Source organism: Idiomarina zobellii, from assembly GCF_900100855.1.
GTDB lineage: Bacteria > Pseudomonadota > Gammaproteobacteria > Enterobacterales > Alteromonadaceae > Idiomarina > Idiomarina zobellii.
In genome coordinates this window covers 75,275-91,551 of record NZ_FNCB01000002.1, presented here as the reverse complement: position 1 = coordinate 91,551, position 16,277 = coordinate 75,275, and the positions used below count along the sequence as shown (strand labels likewise).

The 16,277-nt window shown below is 46.4% G+C and carries 14 protein-coding genes; 3 read left to right on the top strand and 11 right to left on the bottom strand.

Annotation, left to right across the window (positions count from 1 at the left end; genetic code table 11):
* A complete protein-coding gene (locus tag BLT32_RS02525) occupies window positions 1–1,293 on the top strand; it encodes an NCS2 family permease (protein WP_053952737.1) in 1,293 nt (430 codons plus the stop codon).
* A gap of 7 nt (window positions 1,294–1,300) precedes the next feature.
* Window positions 1,301–1,786: a xanthine phosphoribosyltransferase gene (gene gpt / locus BLT32_RS02520; protein WP_053952736.1), complete on the top strand. Its 486-nt coding sequence runs from the start codon at window positions 1,301–1,303 to the stop codon at window positions 1,784–1,786.
* Window positions 1,787–1,865: 79 nt separating this feature from the next.
* Here gpt and BLT32_RS02515 read toward each other — a convergent pair whose 3' ends face one another.
* On the bottom strand, window positions 1,866–3,572 hold the full coding sequence (locus BLT32_RS02515) for a proline--tRNA ligase (RefSeq protein WP_053952735.1): 1,707 nt from the start codon (window positions 3,570–3,572) through the stop codon (window positions 1,866–1,868).
* A gap of 80 nt (window positions 3,573–3,652) precedes the next feature.
* Window positions 3,653–4,357 (bottom strand): tRNA (N6-threonylcarbamoyladenosine(37)-N6)-methyltransferase TrmO, encoded by a 705-nt coding sequence (tsaA, locus tag BLT32_RS02510; protein ID WP_053952734.1) that lies wholly within the window; start codon window positions 4,355–4,357, stop codon window positions 3,653–3,655.
* 199 nt (window positions 4,358–4,556) lie between these two features.
* Between tsaA and BLT32_RS02505 the strand changes: the two genes are divergently transcribed.
* The gene (locus tag BLT32_RS02505) at window positions 4,557–5,195 is read left to right on the top strand and encodes a hypothetical protein (RefSeq protein WP_053952733.1); all 639 of its coding nucleotides are present in this window, start codon (window positions 4,557–4,559) and stop codon (window positions 5,193–5,195) included.
* Window positions 5,196–5,199: 4 nt separating this feature from the next.
* Here BLT32_RS02505 and rcsF read toward each other — a convergent pair whose 3' ends face one another.
* From rcsF to BLT32_RS02460, 9 genes are all read right to left on the bottom strand, one after another.
* Window positions 5,200–5,481, bottom strand: coding sequence for an Rcs stress response system protein RcsF (rcsF, locus tag BLT32_RS02500; protein ID WP_053952996.1), 282 nt, complete (start codon window positions 5,479–5,481; stop codon window positions 5,200–5,202).
* Window positions 5,482–5,629: 148 nt separating this feature from the next.
* A complete protein-coding gene (locus tag BLT32_RS02495; RefSeq protein WP_053952732.1) occupies window positions 5,630–6,043 on the bottom strand; it encodes an H-NS family histone-like protein in 414 nt (137 codons plus the stop codon).
* A gap of 132 nt (window positions 6,044–6,175) precedes the next feature.
* The gene (locus tag BLT32_RS02490; RefSeq protein WP_053952731.1) at window positions 6,176–6,631 is read right to left on the bottom strand and encodes a hypothetical protein; all 456 of its coding nucleotides are present in this window, start codon (window positions 6,629–6,631) and stop codon (window positions 6,176–6,178) included.
* A 130-nt stretch (window positions 6,632–6,761) separates the two neighbouring features.
* Complete coding sequence (locus BLT32_RS02485; RefSeq protein WP_053952730.1) at window positions 6,762–8,408, bottom strand: electron transfer flavoprotein-ubiquinone oxidoreductase; 1,647 nt, start codon at window positions 8,406–8,408, stop codon at window positions 6,762–6,764.
* Between the two features lie 17 nt (window positions 8,409–8,425).
* On the bottom strand, window positions 8,426–10,642 hold the full coding sequence (locus BLT32_RS02480; RefSeq protein ID WP_053952729.1) for a putative bifunctional diguanylate cyclase/phosphodiesterase: 2,217 nt from the start codon (window positions 10,640–10,642) through the stop codon (window positions 8,426–8,428).
* Between the two features lie 3 nt (window positions 10,643–10,645).
* Window positions 10,646–12,589, bottom strand: a complete 1,944-nt coding sequence (locus tag BLT32_RS02475) for an acetoacetate--CoA ligase (protein WP_053952728.1) — start codon at window positions 12,587–12,589, stop codon at window positions 10,646–10,648.
* Between the two features lies 1 nt (window position 12,590).
* Window positions 12,591–13,496, bottom strand: a complete 906-nt coding sequence (locus BLT32_RS02470; RefSeq protein ID WP_053952727.1) for a hydroxymethylglutaryl-CoA lyase — start codon at window positions 13,494–13,496, stop codon at window positions 12,591–12,593.
* Window positions 13,497–13,498: 2 nt separating this feature from the next.
* Complete coding sequence (locus BLT32_RS02465) at window positions 13,499–15,469, bottom strand: acetyl/propionyl/methylcrotonyl-CoA carboxylase subunit alpha (protein WP_053952726.1); 1,971 nt, start codon at window positions 15,467–15,469, stop codon at window positions 13,499–13,501.
* 14 nt (window positions 15,470–15,483) lie between these two features.
* The gene (locus BLT32_RS02460) at window positions 15,484–16,269 is read right to left on the bottom strand and encodes an enoyl-CoA hydratase-related protein (protein ID WP_053952725.1); all 786 of its coding nucleotides are present in this window, start codon (window positions 16,267–16,269) and stop codon (window positions 15,484–15,486) included.
* Window positions 16,270–16,277 lie beyond the last annotated feature (8 nt).

Below are 16,277 nucleotides of genomic sequence, written 5' to 3'. Positions count from 1 at the left end.
ATGTTGGAAAAACTGTTTTCGATAAAAGCCAATGGCAGCTCCATAAAGTCGGAAGTCATTGGTGGCTTCACGACCTTCCTGACCATGGCTTACATTATTTTTGTAAACCCCTCCATTTTAAGTGAAACCGGAATGGATTACGGTGCGGTCTTCGTGGCGACTTGTTTAGCTGCGGCTATTGGCTGTCTAATAATGGGCTTCTGGGCAAACTACCCCGTCGCACTAGCACCAGGTATGGGTCTGAATGCGTTTTTCACTTACACCGTTGTTTTCAGCATGGGCTATACCTGGCAAACCGCATTAGGTGCAGTATTCTTCTCAGGCTGTATTTTCTTTTTATTGTCGGCATTTCGCGTCAGAGAGTGGATTATTAAGTCCATTCCACCGACGCTTCGCTTAGCGATAGCGGCCGGTATTGGTGCGTTTTTGGCGTTAATTGGTTTGCAAAACGCCAATATCATCGTTGCTAATGACGCGACTATGGTGGCGTTAGGTGAATTAGGTGAACCGTCAGTATTACTTGCTGCGGCGGGTTTCTTTTTAATTATTGGTTTGGTTGCACGCGGAGTTCAGGGTGCTGCTCTAATTAGTATTTTAGCGGTCACTTTTATTGCCTGGTTGACAGGGTTAGTTGACTATAATGGCATTGTTTCTGCACCGCCGAGCTTAGCGCCAACGTTCCTGCAAATGGACTTAGCTGCCGCTTTTGACTTAGGGATGTTGTCGGTTATTTTTGCCTTTTTATTTGTCGACTTATTCGATACATCTGGCACGTTGTTGGCTGTTGCACAGAAGGCCGGTCTGGCGAAAGCCGACGGTCATATGCCTCGCTTAAACAAAGCACTTATGGCAGACAGTACAGCGACAGTAGCCGGTTCAATGCTGGGTACGTCGACCACCACGAGCTACATTGAATCTGCGGCTGGCGTTGCCTCTGGCGGCAAAACCGGATTAGCGGCGGTTGTGGTTGGTATTTTATTCTTATTAGCTATGTTTTTTGCGCCATTAGCGGGCATGATTCCAGCCTATGCAACCGCTGGGGCTATTATTTACGTAGCTGTATTAATGCTCTTCACGCTAAAAGACGTGAAGTGGGACGACATTACTGAAGCAGCTCCAGTAGCTGTGGTTTTATTAATGACGCCGTTGACGTTTTCAATAGCGGACGGTATTGCTTTAGGCTTCATCAGTTATGTGGTCGTGAAGCTTTTAGGTGGCAAATACAGTGACTTAACGCCTAGTGTGGTGCTTTTAGGTGCTTTATTTATCGCAAAATTCATTTGGTTAGGGTAGTAACATTATGGGATGGCATTCAAATCGCGAATTTTTTGTTTCTTGGGAAGAATTGCACCGCGCGACACGCGAGTTAGCGCGTCGGCAATTGCCAGCTGAACAGTATAAAGGCATTATCGCGGTAAGCCGTGGTGGTTTGGTTCCGGCCGCTATTGTGGCTCGTGAATTGAATATTCGTGTGGTTGACTGTGTTGCTGTCAGCTCGTACGACCATGACGAACAGCGTGACGACTTGCAACTATTGAAAGACGTTACAGCCACAGGGGACGGTGAAGGCTTCCTGGTTGTTGATGACCTTGTCGATACCGGCAACACATTGAAGTTCCTGCGTGATCGCTTGCCAAAAGCCAAGTTCGTTACCGTTTATGCAAAACCAGCCGGCATGGACTTAGTCGACGACTTTGTTGCGGACTTAGAGCAAGATACCTGGATTCACTTCCCGTGGGATATGCACCTGCACTATGTTGAGCCATTGGCAGGGCAAGAATCTTAATTAGCGTTTATAAATCGTTAAGAAACAAAAAGGCCTGATTGAATCAGGCCTTTTTAGTGTCAGGAGCTTGTGGTCGAAACTAAGCGAATTGCTTAAGGACGAAGTCAACGCACTGATCAAGATCGATTTTTTGCTTCTCGCCACCGGCTCGTGACTGGTATTCAACCTGGTTTTCATCAAGGTTACGCTCACCAACAACGACTTGATGGGGTACGCCAATAAGCTCCATGTCGGTAAACATGACCCCAGGGCGCTCTTTACGGTCATCAAATAATACATCGACGCCTTTAGACTTTAATTCTTCGTAAAGCTTCTCAGCGGCCGCCTGAACGCGTGCAGATTTGTGCATGTTCATTGGCACAATAGCAACCTGGAACGGCGCTAATGCGTCTGGCCAGCGAATGCCTCGGTCATCGTTATGTTGCTCAATAGCCGCAGCAACAATTCGCGAAACACCAATACCGTAACAACCCATGGTCAGAGTTTCGTGCTTGCCTGTTTCAGACAACACACCGACTTTCATTGCATCGCTGTATTTTTTGCCTAACTGGAAAATATGGCCAACTTCTATACCGCGCGCAATTTTCAACGTGCCTTTGCCACACGGGCTGGGGTCGCCTTCAACCACGTTCCGGATATCAACGACATCAAAATCACTAACATCGCGTTCCCAGTTGACGCCGGTTAACCACTGGCCATTTTCGTTGGCTCCACAGGCAAAGTCCGCCAGCTGTGCGGCACTTCTGTCGACTAGCAGTGGTAGCTTGCTAGCTACCACTCCAACGAAGGCAGCTTCTACACCCGTTGCTTTCTCGGTTTGAGTTAACACTTCTATGGGGGTTGCTATCTGAGGTAGTTTTTCTGCTTTCACACTGTTGAATTCATGGTCCGCGCGCAATACTAATTGAACGTACTCGGCGTCAATTTCGTCAGACGCTTTAACAATGATGGACTTAACGGCTTGCTGGCTCTCGACTGACAGAGGTTGCAACACAGCGGCTAATTCATCGCCGTGCACTTCGTGTTTAGCCATGTCTTGAGTTGCTGCAGGGCGTTCGCCTGCTGGCGCCAAAGCTTCTGCCATTTCCACGTTTGCAGCGTAGTCTGAACCGTCCGAGAAGGCGATAGCGTCTTCGCCCGAGCTTGCTAACACGTGAAACTCGTGAGAGCTATTACCACCAATAGAACCAGTATCGGCAATAACTGGACGGAAATCTAAACCTAAGCGCTCGAATATACGGCTATACGCTTGGTACATAGCGTCATAAGTTGCTTGCAGCGACTCCTGACTTAAGTGGAACGAGTACGCGTCTTTCATGATGAATTCACGCGCACGCATAACCCCAAAGCGAGGTCGAATTTCGTCACGGAACTTTGTTTGTATTTGGAACAGAGTCAACGGCAGTTGCTTGTAACTGCTGACTTCTTTGCGCACCAATTCACTGATGATTTCTTCATGAGTTGGGCCCAGTAAAAAGTCACGTTGGTTACGGTCTTTAAGGCGCAGTAGCTCAGGGCCGTAGTCATCCCAACGACCAGACTCTTGCCAGAGATCAGCAGGCTGAACCATTGGCATTAGTATTTCTAACGCATTAATGGCTTCCATTTCTTCGCGAACAACCGCTTCAACTTTACGTAAAACGCGCAAGCCTGTTGGTGTCCAGTTATAAAGCCCGGCAGCGACTTTTCGTATCATACCGGCTCTAAGCATCAACTTGTGGCTCACAATTTCAGCGTCAGACGGAGTTTCTTTTAGCGTTGATAATAAATATTGGCTACTGCGCATAGTCTGGCAATTCTCTGCAAGTTGTAGTGGTCAAAAATTAGGGCGAAGTTTAGCAGTGTCTGTTGAAGGTCAAAAGTCTTTTACAGAGTATTTTGTGCAATTTCTTCCACAAAAACCGTATTTTCTTCAACGTACCAGCGAATATTATAGTCAAAAAGCGCAGTTCCGTAGATTCTCCTGGCAGCTTTCGCCTTATGGTAGGCAGGGCGGGGGTCTTGCTGCAGTACGTCAATAATGGCTTCGCGTAGTTCTTTATTCCGGCCGGACAGTTGCTCTAATTGCCGCGCAGCTTCTTGTGAAAACTCAACGCTAAGTTGCTCTGGCTGATTATCGGCAAAACCTCCTTTAGCATCCTCTATGGCGTCGACATAAGGTATGTAAGGTTTAATGTCGACTATGGGCGTGCCGTCGACAATATCGGCACCACGCACTTTTAAGCACACGCAGGGCGTTGTTTCAACGCCAATAAGCTCGACGACAGACAGACCCAACTGGTTGGGGCGAAAAGGGGCTCGTGATGCGAAAACACCGACAGATTCATTGCCTCCCAGTCTCGGTGGACGCACTTTTTCCTGCCAGTCTGAATGTTGGTGAAACTCAAAAACAAGCCACAGGTGTGAGAATTGCTCAATGCCTTTTATTGCCTGGGCATGATCATAATCGCCAGCTAACTCAACTGTCGCATAAACGTTAGGCGTAAGCCGGCTTTGTCTGGGCACGCTGAATTTCTCAGGGTAGGGCGTTTTGATATATGCGATAGGTGTCAGTTTTTGTTGGCTTTTCATGGTTCACACTTTTACCTGGCGATAATAGCCAATTTGACCACATTATTGCGATTTTGCCTAACCTGAGATTTGTTAGTTTTTTAACTATTTGAAATTTAAAGAGTAATTATTTTGGCACGCTGATTGCTGTCTAACCGTAACCATTTGAGGTTATTACTGACTAATCATGAACTGGTGCTATCAAAAAAGGAAAAGCAAAATGATGAAGCATAAAATTTGGCCGTTAACACTGGCCTTTATTGGTTTGGTGACCCTAAGTACAGCGGCTTTTGCAAAAGAAAAGGAATTAACCGAGAGTTATATTGTTGACTTAGAAACAGAGATTCATTTGGAAGCAACGGTTGGGACAGTTGAACTAAGGCCGTCAGACAATGACGCAGTAGAAATAGAGTTGCGAGTTGAATCAGACGGAGACAGTTGGTTTACCAGTGGCGGCGATATTGATGCCGTTTTAATAAAAGGCGAAAGAAAAGGAAATAAACTCGTAGTATCGGCAACACCGGCGGACGATATGGTTCAGCATTGGGTCATTAGAGTTCCGAAAGTTAACCATCTGGACTTAGAGTTAGGCGTTGGTGAAATCAGCGGAGTATTGCCTTTTATTAACAGCGATATTGAGCTCGGCGTAGGAGACCTGGATTTAGATTTGGCCGCTGGAGACTACAAAGAGGTAACGGCGTCAGTTGGTGTCGGCGATACTCGTTTGGATAATTTTGATAACAGCAATAACGAGCGCATGATGGTAACTTCAGAGTCTACCTATGAAGGCACAGGGTCAGTTCGTGTTGATGTAGAAGTAGGTGTGGGTGACGTGCGCTTGAGTAAATTGAGTAACTAAGCGCTTAGTCGACCCACTGAATGGCTCGCCCGACGCAACTGACTTCGCTATAGCAAATGGAGTCTGCGTCGGGTTTTAAATTAAAGCATTGAGTTTCAATAACAGCATCGGCTTCAAAGCGAGCCGCATCTGCTCTTAAGGCCTTTAAAGCGTCTGACTCTGACGCAGGGGCCGCTTTATATTCTCGCTGGCAGCTTTCACCATTAACAACACTGATAACCTCATAGTTAGAGCTTGGTAAGTTGCCTTGACGGTAAATGTCAGCAGAGTGTGATGACCAATTCATAGGCGAACTTGAGCCGCCCGGAAGTATCGAGCAGCCCGTCAGTGTTAGTAATGGTAAAGCTATAAATAATGGAAAGCGCAATTTGTGTCCTTGCGTTTTTGTTTTTTTATAGCCTAATCAAGCTTTAGAGTTTGTTCAACAAAAAGCGCTACTTAATTAGGAAAGACTCTAACGGCTTACCGTTATCTAAAGCTGTTTTCATTGGCTTAGGCATTCTGCCTTGGCCAGTCCAGGTTTGCCGATTACCTTCGTCGTCAGTGTATTCGTATTTAGGAGGCTTGGGCGCGCGTTTCTTCGTGGTTTTAACGATAGGCTCGCCACCCAGTTCTTGTTCGAGAATATCCGATAGTTCAATACCAGCATCGGCCATTGCTGCTTTAAACTCTTTTATTTTTTTCGCTTTCTCTTGTTGTTCACGAAGCTTTTCGGCTTCTTCTTCTCTGCGTTTTGCGACAACCGAATCGAACTTTTCTTTTATTGATTCTAACTCTTCAATTGAAAGAGACTTTAATGCCGACTTTAAACGTCTTTCGTGACGAATAATATTTAAAAACTCACTCATATTAATTTCCCTAATTCCTATATTTAATTGCTGGGAATAATAACGCTTGATTAAAATAACAGCAATAAAATACGGCTAAAAACAGAAAAAGAGCGATAGTCGCTCTTTTTCTCTATTTAATATCTGTGTTGCTTAAGAGATATTATTGCCGTCGTTGTTGTCATCGTCATCAGAGTCATCGTCAGAGTCGTCTTTTTTATCTTTCAGAGACTGACGCTTCTCTTTCATTTCGGCTTTGCGCTTTTCTTTTTCAGCTTTCCACTTTTCTTTTCTGTCTTTTTTATCGTGCTTTCTTTTTTCCTTTTCTAATTTATGTTCTTCTTTCTCATATTTCCGTTCTTCCTTGCGTTCTTGCATTTCGGCTTTATGCTCTTCCTTACGCTGCATCATCTCAGCCTTGTGCTCTTCGCGCATAGCTTCCATCTCGGCTTTGCGCTCTTCCTTCATTGCTTCCATGTCAGCTTTCATCTCTTTCTTGTCCTGCTTCATTTCTTTTGCTTCTTCAGACTTTTGCTGAGCAAAAGCCGCTCCGTTGAAGATTAATAAAGCAGCCACGAGTGATGTTATTCCTAAATTGATGTGTTTCATAAAAGTCACCTCATTGCATTTCTTTGTATTAGGTTTAGTTCAGAAAATTTGTTTCTACAAGCCATAAAAAATAAAACACCCAGACATATAGCATGCCTGGGTGTTTCTATCTGGTGCCTTTACAAAACAATTACATATTAGGGTAAGTTGGGCCGCCGCCACCTTCTGGAACCACCCAGGTAATATTTTGACTGGGGTCTTTAATGTCACAGGTTTTACAATGTATGCAGTTTTGAGCATTTATTTGGAAAACTTGCTTTCCGTCTTCCTCAACAACTTCATAAACTCCGGCCGGGCAATAACGTTGCGCTGGCTCAGCGTATTCCGGTAAATTAACCTTAAGCGGAATATCGTCATCTTTGAGTTTTAGATGACATGGCTGATCTTCCGCATGATTCGTATTAGATAAAAATACTGAAGACAGACGATCAAAGGTGAGTTTATTGTCAGCTTTAGGATACTCAATAGGCTTAAAGTTATCGGCTTTACCTGTTGCTTTATAGTCTGGTGTCCACTCTTTAAATTTAAACGGTAGTTTTCCGCCAAACCAATTCTGGTCAACCATATTATAGGCGCCACCAAGCATTGTACCGAGCTTATGAACCGCGCCACCGAAGTTTCGTGAACGATAAAGCTCGTCGTACACCCACGACGATTCAAAACGTTCGGTGTATTGCTTCGCCTCAGTGTTTGCGTTACCGGCTTTTAGTTCGTCAAAAAGCGTTTCAGCGGCAATCATGCCAGACTTCATTGCCGTATGGTTGCCCTTAATTTTAGAGAAGTTCAATGTGCCCGCATTACAGCCAACGATTAATCCGCCGGGGAAGGTCATTTTCGGTAATGAGTAATAACCGCCTTTAGCAATAGCCCGAGCGCCATAAGAAACACGTTTGCCATTTTCAATAATTTGTTTAATGGCAGGGTGGGTTTTGAAACGCTGAAACTCCTGGAAAGGGTTCATGTATGGATTTTCATAGTTCAGGTCGACAATAAGCCCCAGGTACACCTGACCGTCTTCTGCGTGATAAAGGTAACCACCACCGTTGGCATTGCCTTCTAAAGGCCAGCCCGCGGTATGAACCACTTTACCCGGCTCATGTAACTCTTTGGGAATATCCCATATTTCTTTAAAGCCAAGGCCGTAGTGTTGTGGTGTGGCGTCTTTGTCCAGTTCGAATTGGCTAATCAGTTGCTTGCCCAAGTGTCCGCGGCAACCTTCAGCAAATACGGTATATTTTGCTCGCAACTCCATGCCGGGCATATAACCGTCTTTTTCACTACCGTCTTTGGCGACACCCATATCACCGGTTTGTACGCCTGCTACTGAACCGTCTTCGTTGTAAAGTAGCTCGGCCGCTGAGAAGCCGGGGAAAATTTCAATGCCTAGCTGTTCTGCTTGCTCAGCCATCCAGCGACACAGGTTGCCCATGCTGGCAATATAGTTACCTTTATTGTGAAAGGTTTTAGGAACCGAAAAGTTGGGTAAGCGACTGAAGTTTTCTTTGTCTTTTAGTAACAGAATATCGTCACCGGTAACCTCTGTGTTAAGTGGGGCTCCGCGATCTTTCCAGTCTGGGAATAATTCATTTAATGCACGAGGCTCAAATACTGCACCCGATAAGATATGGGCACCAATATCAGCACCTTTTTCAACGACACAAATCATCAGCTCTTGCTCGTTCTCTTGAGCCAGCTGACCGAGTCGACACGCAGTTGCTAAGCCCGCAGGACCTGCACCAACAATGACGACATCAAATTCCATGCTTTCGCGTTCCACGTGAACCTCCACTTTATTCAGGCTATTTGTATTGGTATTAGCCCGTTGTACTGCTGTAATAATTGAGTGACTTGTTGCGCTGGAACCGGCTTACTGAATAAGAAACCTTGTCCCGTTGCACACTCTCTATACAGCAGAAATTCAACTTGCTCTTCTGTTTCAATACCTTCAGCAACCAACTGGATATTTAGGTTGCGCGCTAAACTTATAATTGTTTGAGTAATTGTCGCATCATCTTCATTATCTGGTAAGTCTTTCACGAATGAACGGTCAATTTTCAGCGACGTTACCGGGAAATTCTTCAAATAAGAAAGTGACGAGTAACCTACACCAAAGTCATCAATGGCTAAGGACATACCGTACTCGCGCACGGAATGCATGAATCTTGTGTGCGACTGTATGTTTTCAATAAAGACTTGTTCGGTAAGCTCCAGTTCGACTTTACTCGGTGGTACTTTGGCTTCGTTAACTTTTTCAATGACATCGTCGGCAAAGTCCGGCAAATGCAATTGCTTACCCGAAATGTTGATAGCAATACTTAATTCGGTAAAACCAAGCTCATGCCACTGCTTTAGCTGCAAGAAGGACTCGCGCATAACGTATTCAGAAATAGGAATAATTAAGCCGGTATCTTCAGCCAGTGGAATGAATTGGTCTGGCGGAATAATAGAGCCATCTTCGTCGACCCAGCGAACCAAGGCTTCAAAGCCTGTGATACGGCGGCTACTTAACTCAACTTTCGGTTGATAGTAAACGGTGAGCTGCTGCTTATTTACGGCATGTCTCAGGCGTTTAACCAGTTCTAGTTTTTTGGTTAAGTCCTTGTGTATGGCTTTGTCGTATATTTTATAGGTGTTACGACCTTGTTCTTTTGCTTGATAAAGTGCGGTATCAGCGTTACGAATAAAGTATTCAGCGTTGAAGTCGGCGTCTTCAGCAAAGGTGATGCCAATCGAAGCGCTTATGAAGAGCTCATAAACATCAACAAAGAAGTGCGCATCTAACGCCTGCAATAAGCGTTCTGCCAGGGTAACGACTTGCTGTCGCTTTTCTGTGCACTCAATTGCGAGCAAGAATTCATCACCGCCAACACGAGCGAGTTGGCTGCTGTTAGGCGCCAGTTTATTAATACGGCGAGCAACACGCCTGAGCAGTTCATCGCCTACAGTGTGTCCCAGAGCATCGTTCACTTCTTTAAAGCGGTCGAGGTCGATAAACAGCAGGGCAGAGTTGTTTTTAGCATCACTTTTCTCAAGCCATTCACCCAAAATACGTTTTAACGCATTGCGGTTAATAAGGCCGGTGAGCGCATCGTGCTCAGCCAAATAAGCCATTTGTTTTTCAACTCGTTCGCGCTCATCTATTTCGCTGTATAGCTCAATGTTAGCGTCAGCGAGTTGCTGCGCTTTGAAGCGACTTTGACCGAGAATATAAAGTACAAAAGTAAGAGCCGCAGTAATGAATAACCCGGCCATTAAAACCGCAGTAGAAACTGAGCCTCTAAGATCACTCATGTGTTCAGCAGTTGGCCAAACAGCTAACTCCCAGCTGTTTCCGACAAGCTGTAAGCGGCGGTTGTGTGTCCACTCCGCTTTTAAAGATGAGTCTCCGGCAAATTCATAAAGTATGCCAGTGCCATTACTAATGCTAACCTGAAAACCTTCGCTGATATTGGTGCGAATGACATTGTTGAACATACTTTGAAGGCTGATAACAAAGCCGATAAAGCCCGGAGTATCAGAACGCTGAACGCGAACAAAAATGGCAATATCGCTACTGAGGCGACCAAGGTTTCCAGCGGGCCCCATCATCGCATGACGGTTGTTTTGAGACTGACCTAGTTGCGCGCGCAACGGACTGTCAGAAAACGGTGTTCCTATGAGTTCATTTTTCTGATTTTTAGGATACAAAAACTGTATTTTTTGGGTGGCATCCAGCCAAACCACGTTTTGCACGTTGGGGTAATAAAGCGTGACAATGTCGGCGTCTGAGTCGCGGCGAGAGTTTAAGCTTATTTCGCTGCGTTCCCACTCCCGCGCAAGTAACTCTGCAACGAATAGGTGTGACACAAGACTTTGGCGGATATCGCGCTGCAGGCTATAAGCCTCAGCTTCCAAAGCCTCATGTGCTTTTTCGTTTTCAGTGTATCGCAGATAGAAAAATGCTGTGAGAGTGACTGCCACCCCCACAACTGCCGCGATAACGGCTTGCCGCGACCCCTGAATAAACATCATTGCTTAGCGTAACTCCTCTCTGTCCCTGAAATATTCGAGTGCTTCAGGGTTCGCTAATGCGTCTGTATTCTTAACGGGCTCACCATGAACCACGTTACGCACAGCCAATTCGACAATTTTACCACTTATAGTACGGGGTATATCGTCAACCTGCAAAATAACGGCTGGCACATGCCGCGGCGTTGCATTTGCACGAATGGTTTTGGCAATAGTTTGCTTGAGCTCGTCGGTAAGCTCAATACCTTCGCGTAATTTAACAAAAAGAACGACGCGTTCGTCGCCATCGTATTGTTGGCCAATAGCGATACTTTCAAGGACTTGGTCTACTTTTTCCACTTGGCGATAAATTTCGGCTGTACCGATACGAACACCGCCAGGGTTAAGCACAGCGTCTGAACGGCCGTGGATTATAACGCCATTGTGCTCGGTTAACTCAGCGAAGTCACCATGCGCCCATGTGTTGTCAAAGCGAGCAAAGTAAGCGTTAAAGTAACGTTCCCCGTTGTCATCGCCCCAAAAGCTTACGGGCATACAAGGGAATGATTTCTCGCAAACTAACTCGCCTTTTTCGCCGCGTATCGGCTTGCCACTGTCGTCATAGATATTGACTGCCAGACCGAGGCCCCGGCACTGAAGCTCACCGCGATAAACCGGCAGAATAGGGCAGCCGAGCGCAAAACATGAAATGATGTCAGTACCACCGGAAATAGAAGACAAGCAAAGATCTTTTTTGATGTCCCGATAAACGTAGTCAAAGCTTTCAGGGGGTAATACTGAACCCGTGGTCAGAATGCTTCTTAGTTTTTCAAGTTGGTGACTTTCTCTGGGTTTCACACCGGCTTTTTCAAGTGCAGCAAGGTATTTAGCACTGGTTCCAAAAACAGTAATACCTTCTTCGTCAGCAACGTCCCATAAGAACTCAGGCTCTGGCGCGAACGGAGAGCCGTCAAATAAGGTTAAGGTTGCACCAACGGCTAACCCGCTGACCAACCAGTTCCACATCATCCAACCGCAGGTCGTGAAATAGAAGAGGTTGTCTTCGGTATCGAGGTCAGTGTGTAAACCGTGCTCTTTCAGATGTTGTAGTAATGTTCCTCCGGTGCCATGCACAATGCATTTAGGAACCCCGGTTGTACCGGATGAGAACATAATATAGAGCGGATCGTTAAAGTTGCGCTCGACAAACTCAATTTGGGTAGCGCTACTGTCGGAAAAATCGTCCCATGAAACGACGTTATCGCCGGTGAAGGTTTCTTGTTGGTCACTGAAGTTAACAATGACAGTTCTTTCAATGCTCGGGATTTTTTCAACGATATCGGCGGTTTTGTCTTTAATATTGAGGTTTTTACCGTTGTAGAAATAGCCGTCGACGGTAATTAAGACTTTCGGCTCTATTTGACCAAAGCGATCCAGCACGCCTTGCACACCAAAGTCGGGAGAGCAGGACGACCAAATAGCTCCTATGCTGGTGGTTGCCAACATGCCAATAATGGTTTCTATGCAGTTTGGCATCATAGCCGCAACGCGGTCGCCAGCTGTTACGCCTTGCTTACGAAGCCCCGCAGCAAGGCCTGCAACTCTTTTATACAGCTTGGCATACGTAAGTTGCTGTCGGGCACCGTTCTCACCGCGGAAAATTAACGCAATTTTATTATCTTTATGTCGCAGCAAGTTTTCTGCAAAATTAAGCTTTGCTTCGGGAAACCATTTGGCGCCAGGCATCTTTTCTTTATCGGCGACAACGGTGGAGCCTTTTTTGCCAATAACATCAAAATAGTCCCAAATCATTGACCAGAAGCTTTCATCATTATCAACAGACCACTGATAAAGGTCGTGATAATTCGCCAACGCTAAACCTTTTTCCGTGTTTACCTGTTGCAGGAAGTCGGTCATGCGGGCGTTGGCAATAGTGTCCGCTGACGGTTGCCACAATGCTTCTGAAGTCATTTTATTCCCCTCGTTTTGCTAATTCTGCAATGGCTACCTGTGAGCGAGGCCCGTGACTTAAGTGTTCACAAATACCTGCGCCCGCTGCGATTAGCTTATTCAAATCAATGCCAGTTTCTACACCCATACCGTTCAGCATGTAGACCACATCTTCGGTGGCAACATTACCACTTGCGCCTTTAGCATAAGGGCAGCCACCAAGGCCAGCAACGGCAGAGTCAATAGTCGCAACACCTAAGGGCAGGCAGGCCATGATATTGGCTAATGCTTGTCCGTAAGTATTATGGAAATGCAGAGCGAGTTTTTCCATGGGTATTTGCTCAGCTACCGCTGCCAACATTTTCTGAGCTTTAAGCGGGGTGCCTACGCCTATGGTGTCACCCAGAGACACTTCATAACATCCCATGTCATACAGGGCTTTTGCGACTTTAACCACATTATCGAGTGGCACTTCACCTTGGTATGGGCAGCCCAGCACGCAAGAAACGTAACCACGAACAGGAATGCCTTTATCTTTTGCCGCTGCAATGACAGGTTTGAATCGCTCCAGCGACTCGTCAATGCTGCAGTTAATATTCTTTTGTGTAAAGGCTTCAGAGGCAGCTCCAAATACAGCTACCTCATCCATATTAGCTGCCACTGCAGCCTCGAAGCCTTTTAGATTTGGGGTGAGGCCCGCGTAGGTGATTCCCGAGCGGCGGGTCACTTTTTCCATAACCGCTGTGCTGTCAGCCATCTGTGGAACCCATTTTGGACTGACGAAACTTGCACTCTCAATATACGAAAGACCCGCATCCGCCAGAGCTTCGATAAGAGTGACTTTAGCGTCTACAGAAACAGCGGATTCATTCTGTAAGCCGTCTCGAGGACCCACTTCAACAATTTTAATCTGCTCTGCAATAGCCATAACTACTCCGCTTCGCTAACTGCGATGAGTTCATCACCGTCGCTGACAAGGTCACCTGCGGCAAAGAATATATCTGTGACTTCGCCATCATGACCTGCGCGTATGGTGTACTCCATTTTCATGGCTTCCATAATGACAAGCGCTTGATCTTTTTCCACGGTATCACCTTTAGTCACCAGGACTTCCATAATAGTGCCGTTCATCGGCGCAACGTGTCCGCCATGCGCTGTATCATCAGAAAGGGTATCAGCGACACGGTGACGATGGAAAGTGACAGGGCCATTGTCGGTAAAGACAGTAATTTGTTGGTCGTCCGCACTGACGTAGCGTGAATAACGCATGTCACCCGCTGTTAAGGTCAGCTTGTCATCGGTCAGAGATACTTGCCAATGAATACTCTCTTCATCGATGTGTTGAGTAAACTCACCCTTTTCAGTCTCAACCAGCGCAATGGTGTAATTGTCATCATTGAATTGCAACGGAATGCTGTGCGTAGCTGCTGAATTCATTCTAAATGCGTTACCACTTTGCCACGGAGAGCTGCCACGTTGTTGCTGGCGTTGAACAATATCGAACAGCGCAGCTTCCGTCGCAATTTGCTGATAATTCACTGAGCTGTCAGGTGCCAGGGCGTCCTGATGCTGCTGAATAAACTCAGTGGTCAAATTCGTATTCACAAATTCCGGGTGCGATGCTAAACGGTGCAAGAAGTCGACATTGGTTGTCAGCCCTGTTAACCGGTATTCGCGCAATGCTTTTTGCAGACGAAGTAGGGCACGGCTTCTGTCGGTATCCCAGACAATCAGTTTGGCAATCATGGGGTCGTAGAAAGCAGAAATTTCATCGCCTTCTTCAATGCCAGTATCGATACGTACACCGTTTATTTCAGCGGGTGTGCGCAAATGGTTGATGGTGCCGGTGCACGGTAAGAAGTCGTTGTCTGGATCTTCCGCGTAAATACGTGCTTCGAACGCATGGCCGTTAACCTGAATATCGTTTTGAGCAAGCGGTAACGGTTGGCCTGAAGCGACCAATAACTGCCATTCTACTAAGTCTTGCCCAGTGATCATTTCTGTAACAGGGTGTTCAACCTGAAGCCGGGTATTCATTTCCATAAAGTAGAATTCGCCGCTTTGATCAAACAAGAACTCCACGGTGCCCGCGCCAACATAATCAATCGCCTGAGCCGCACGAATGGCAGCCTCGCCCATGTCCTTACGAGTCTTTTCAGTCAGCGCAGGTGCCGGTGCCTCTTCAAGTACTTTTTGGTGACGGCGTTGCACAGAGCAGTCACGTTCAGCCAGATAAACGGCGTTGCCGTGTTCGTCAGTAAACACCTGAATTTCCACGTGGCGTGGATTTCGAATAAAGCGCTCCAACAGCACTTTGTCGTTACCGAAAGAGGACTTGGCTTCGCGCTTAGCTGAGCTTAAGGCTTCGTCAAACTCACCCATGTTTTCGACGACGCGCATGCCTTTACCGCCACCACCGTATGCGGCTTTCAAAAGCAGTGGGAAGCCAACTTTTTCGGCCTCTGCTTTTAACGTGTCGGTGTCCTGCTCGCTACCATGATACCCAGGAACTAAGGGCACTCCGGCGTCTTGCATTATGGCTTTGGCGGCGCTTTTCGAGCCCATTGCGGCGATAGAAGCAACCGGAGGCCCAACAAAGATGATGTCATTTGCCTGGCATGCGTCGGCAAAGTCTTCGTTTTCTGATAAAAAACCATAGCCGGGGTGTATAGCCTCGGCACCGGTTTGTTTAGCTGCGGCAATAATTTTGTCGCTGCGCAGGTAACTTTCTGTGCTAGCGGCAGGGCCAATGTGAACGGCATTGTCAGCTAACTTAACGTGGCGGGCGTTGCGGTCGGCATCGGAATAAACGGCGACTGTTCGAATGCCCATTTTCTTTGCCGTTGAAATAATACGGCAAGCGATTTCACCACGGTTCGCAATCAGTAATGTGTTGATCATAATGGGACCTGTTTTTAATTCTTATTGAGCCAGGCAGCAGGGCGTTTTTCTAAAAACGCACTTAAGCCTTCCTGACCTTCATCCGATACGCGAATTTCCGCAATGGCTTTAATAGTATGTTCGCGTACGTCTTTATTAATAGGACGCGAACCAACGTTGCGAATAAGTTCCTTACAGGCCGTTACGGCTTGAGGACTGTTAGCTAACAGCGCATCGAGTAAATTATTTAGTGGTTCTTCAAAGTCGTCGACAACGTCATTCACTAAGCCTAGTTTCTGTGCTTCGTCAGCGAAAAAACGCTCTGCTGTGAGCATGTAACGACGAGACTGTCTTTCACCAATAGTGCGGACAACATAAGGGCTAATAACCGCTGGTATGAGTCCAATTTTTACTTCACTTAAGCAAAAGCTGCTGCGTGGTTGCGCCAGGACAATGTCACAACAAGCGGCTAAACCGACGGCACCGCCGAAAGCGGCTCCCTGGACTAACGCAATACTTGGCTTGCTGAGCAAATCTAAACGCTCCATTAATAAACCAAGCTCACCGGCGTCTTCAACGTTTTGTTGGTAGTTTTTATCCGCCATAGAGCGCATCCAGTTAAGGTCCGCACCGGCAGAAAAGTTTTTGCCCTCAGAGCGTAATACCAGAACGCGAGCTTGCTCACTATCTTCGACGTCTTTTAACGCTTGAAGTAACTCTGAAATCATCACATCGTCAAATGCATTGTGAACCTCAGGACGGTTCAACGTCAGGGTTGCAATGCCTTTGTCGTCAATGTTGAGGCTGGTGTATTTTGCCATGGTTCATA

Excerpts from the sequence above, each read along its gene's own strand:
- tsaA (WP_053952734.1), bottom strand. The coding sequence starts at position 4,357 with ATGAAAAGCCAACAAAAACTGACACCTATCGCATATATCAAAACGCCC.
- BLT32_RS02495 (WP_053952732.1), bottom strand. The coding sequence starts at position 6,043 with ATGAGTGAGTTTTTAAATATTATTCGTCACGAAAGACGTTTAAAGTCG.
- gpt (WP_053952736.1), top strand. The coding sequence starts at position 1,301 with ATGGGATGGCATTCAAATCGCGAATTTTTTGTTTCTTGGGAAGAATTG.
- BLT32_RS02490 (WP_053952731.1), bottom strand. The coding sequence starts at position 6,631 with ATGAAACACATCAATTTAGGAATAACATCACTCGTGGCTGCTTTATTA.
- BLT32_RS02480 (WP_053952729.1), bottom strand. The coding sequence starts at position 10,642 with ATGATGTTTATTCAGGGGTCGCGGCAAGCCGTTATCGCGGCAGTTGTG.
- rcsF (WP_053952996.1), bottom strand. The coding sequence starts at position 5,481 with ATGAATTGGTCATCACACTCTGCTGACATTTACCGTCAAGGCAACTTA.
- BLT32_RS02505 (WP_053952733.1), top strand. The coding sequence starts at position 4,557 with ATGATGAAGCATAAAATTTGGCCGTTAACACTGGCCTTTATTGGTTTG.
- BLT32_RS02525 (WP_053952737.1), top strand. The coding sequence starts at position 1 with ATGTTGGAAAAACTGTTTTCGATAAAAGCCAATGGCAGCTCCATAAAG.
- BLT32_RS02475 (WP_053952728.1), bottom strand. The coding sequence starts at position 12,589 with ATGACTTCAGAAGCATTGTGGCAACCGTCAGCGGACACTATTGCCAAC.
- BLT32_RS02470 (WP_053952727.1), bottom strand. The coding sequence starts at position 13,496 with ATGGCTATTGCAGAGCAGATTAAAATTGTTGAAGTGGGTCCTCGAGAC.
- BLT32_RS02460 (WP_053952725.1), bottom strand. The coding sequence starts at position 16,269 with ATGGCAAAATACACCAGCCTCAACATTGACGACAAAGGCATTGCAACC.
- BLT32_RS02465 (WP_053952726.1), bottom strand. The coding sequence starts at position 15,469 with ATGATCAACACATTACTGATTGCGAACCGTGGTGAAATCGCTTGCCGT.
- BLT32_RS02515 (WP_053952735.1), bottom strand. The coding sequence starts at position 3,572 with ATGCGCAGTAGCCAATATTTATTATCAACGCTAAAAGAAACTCCGTCT.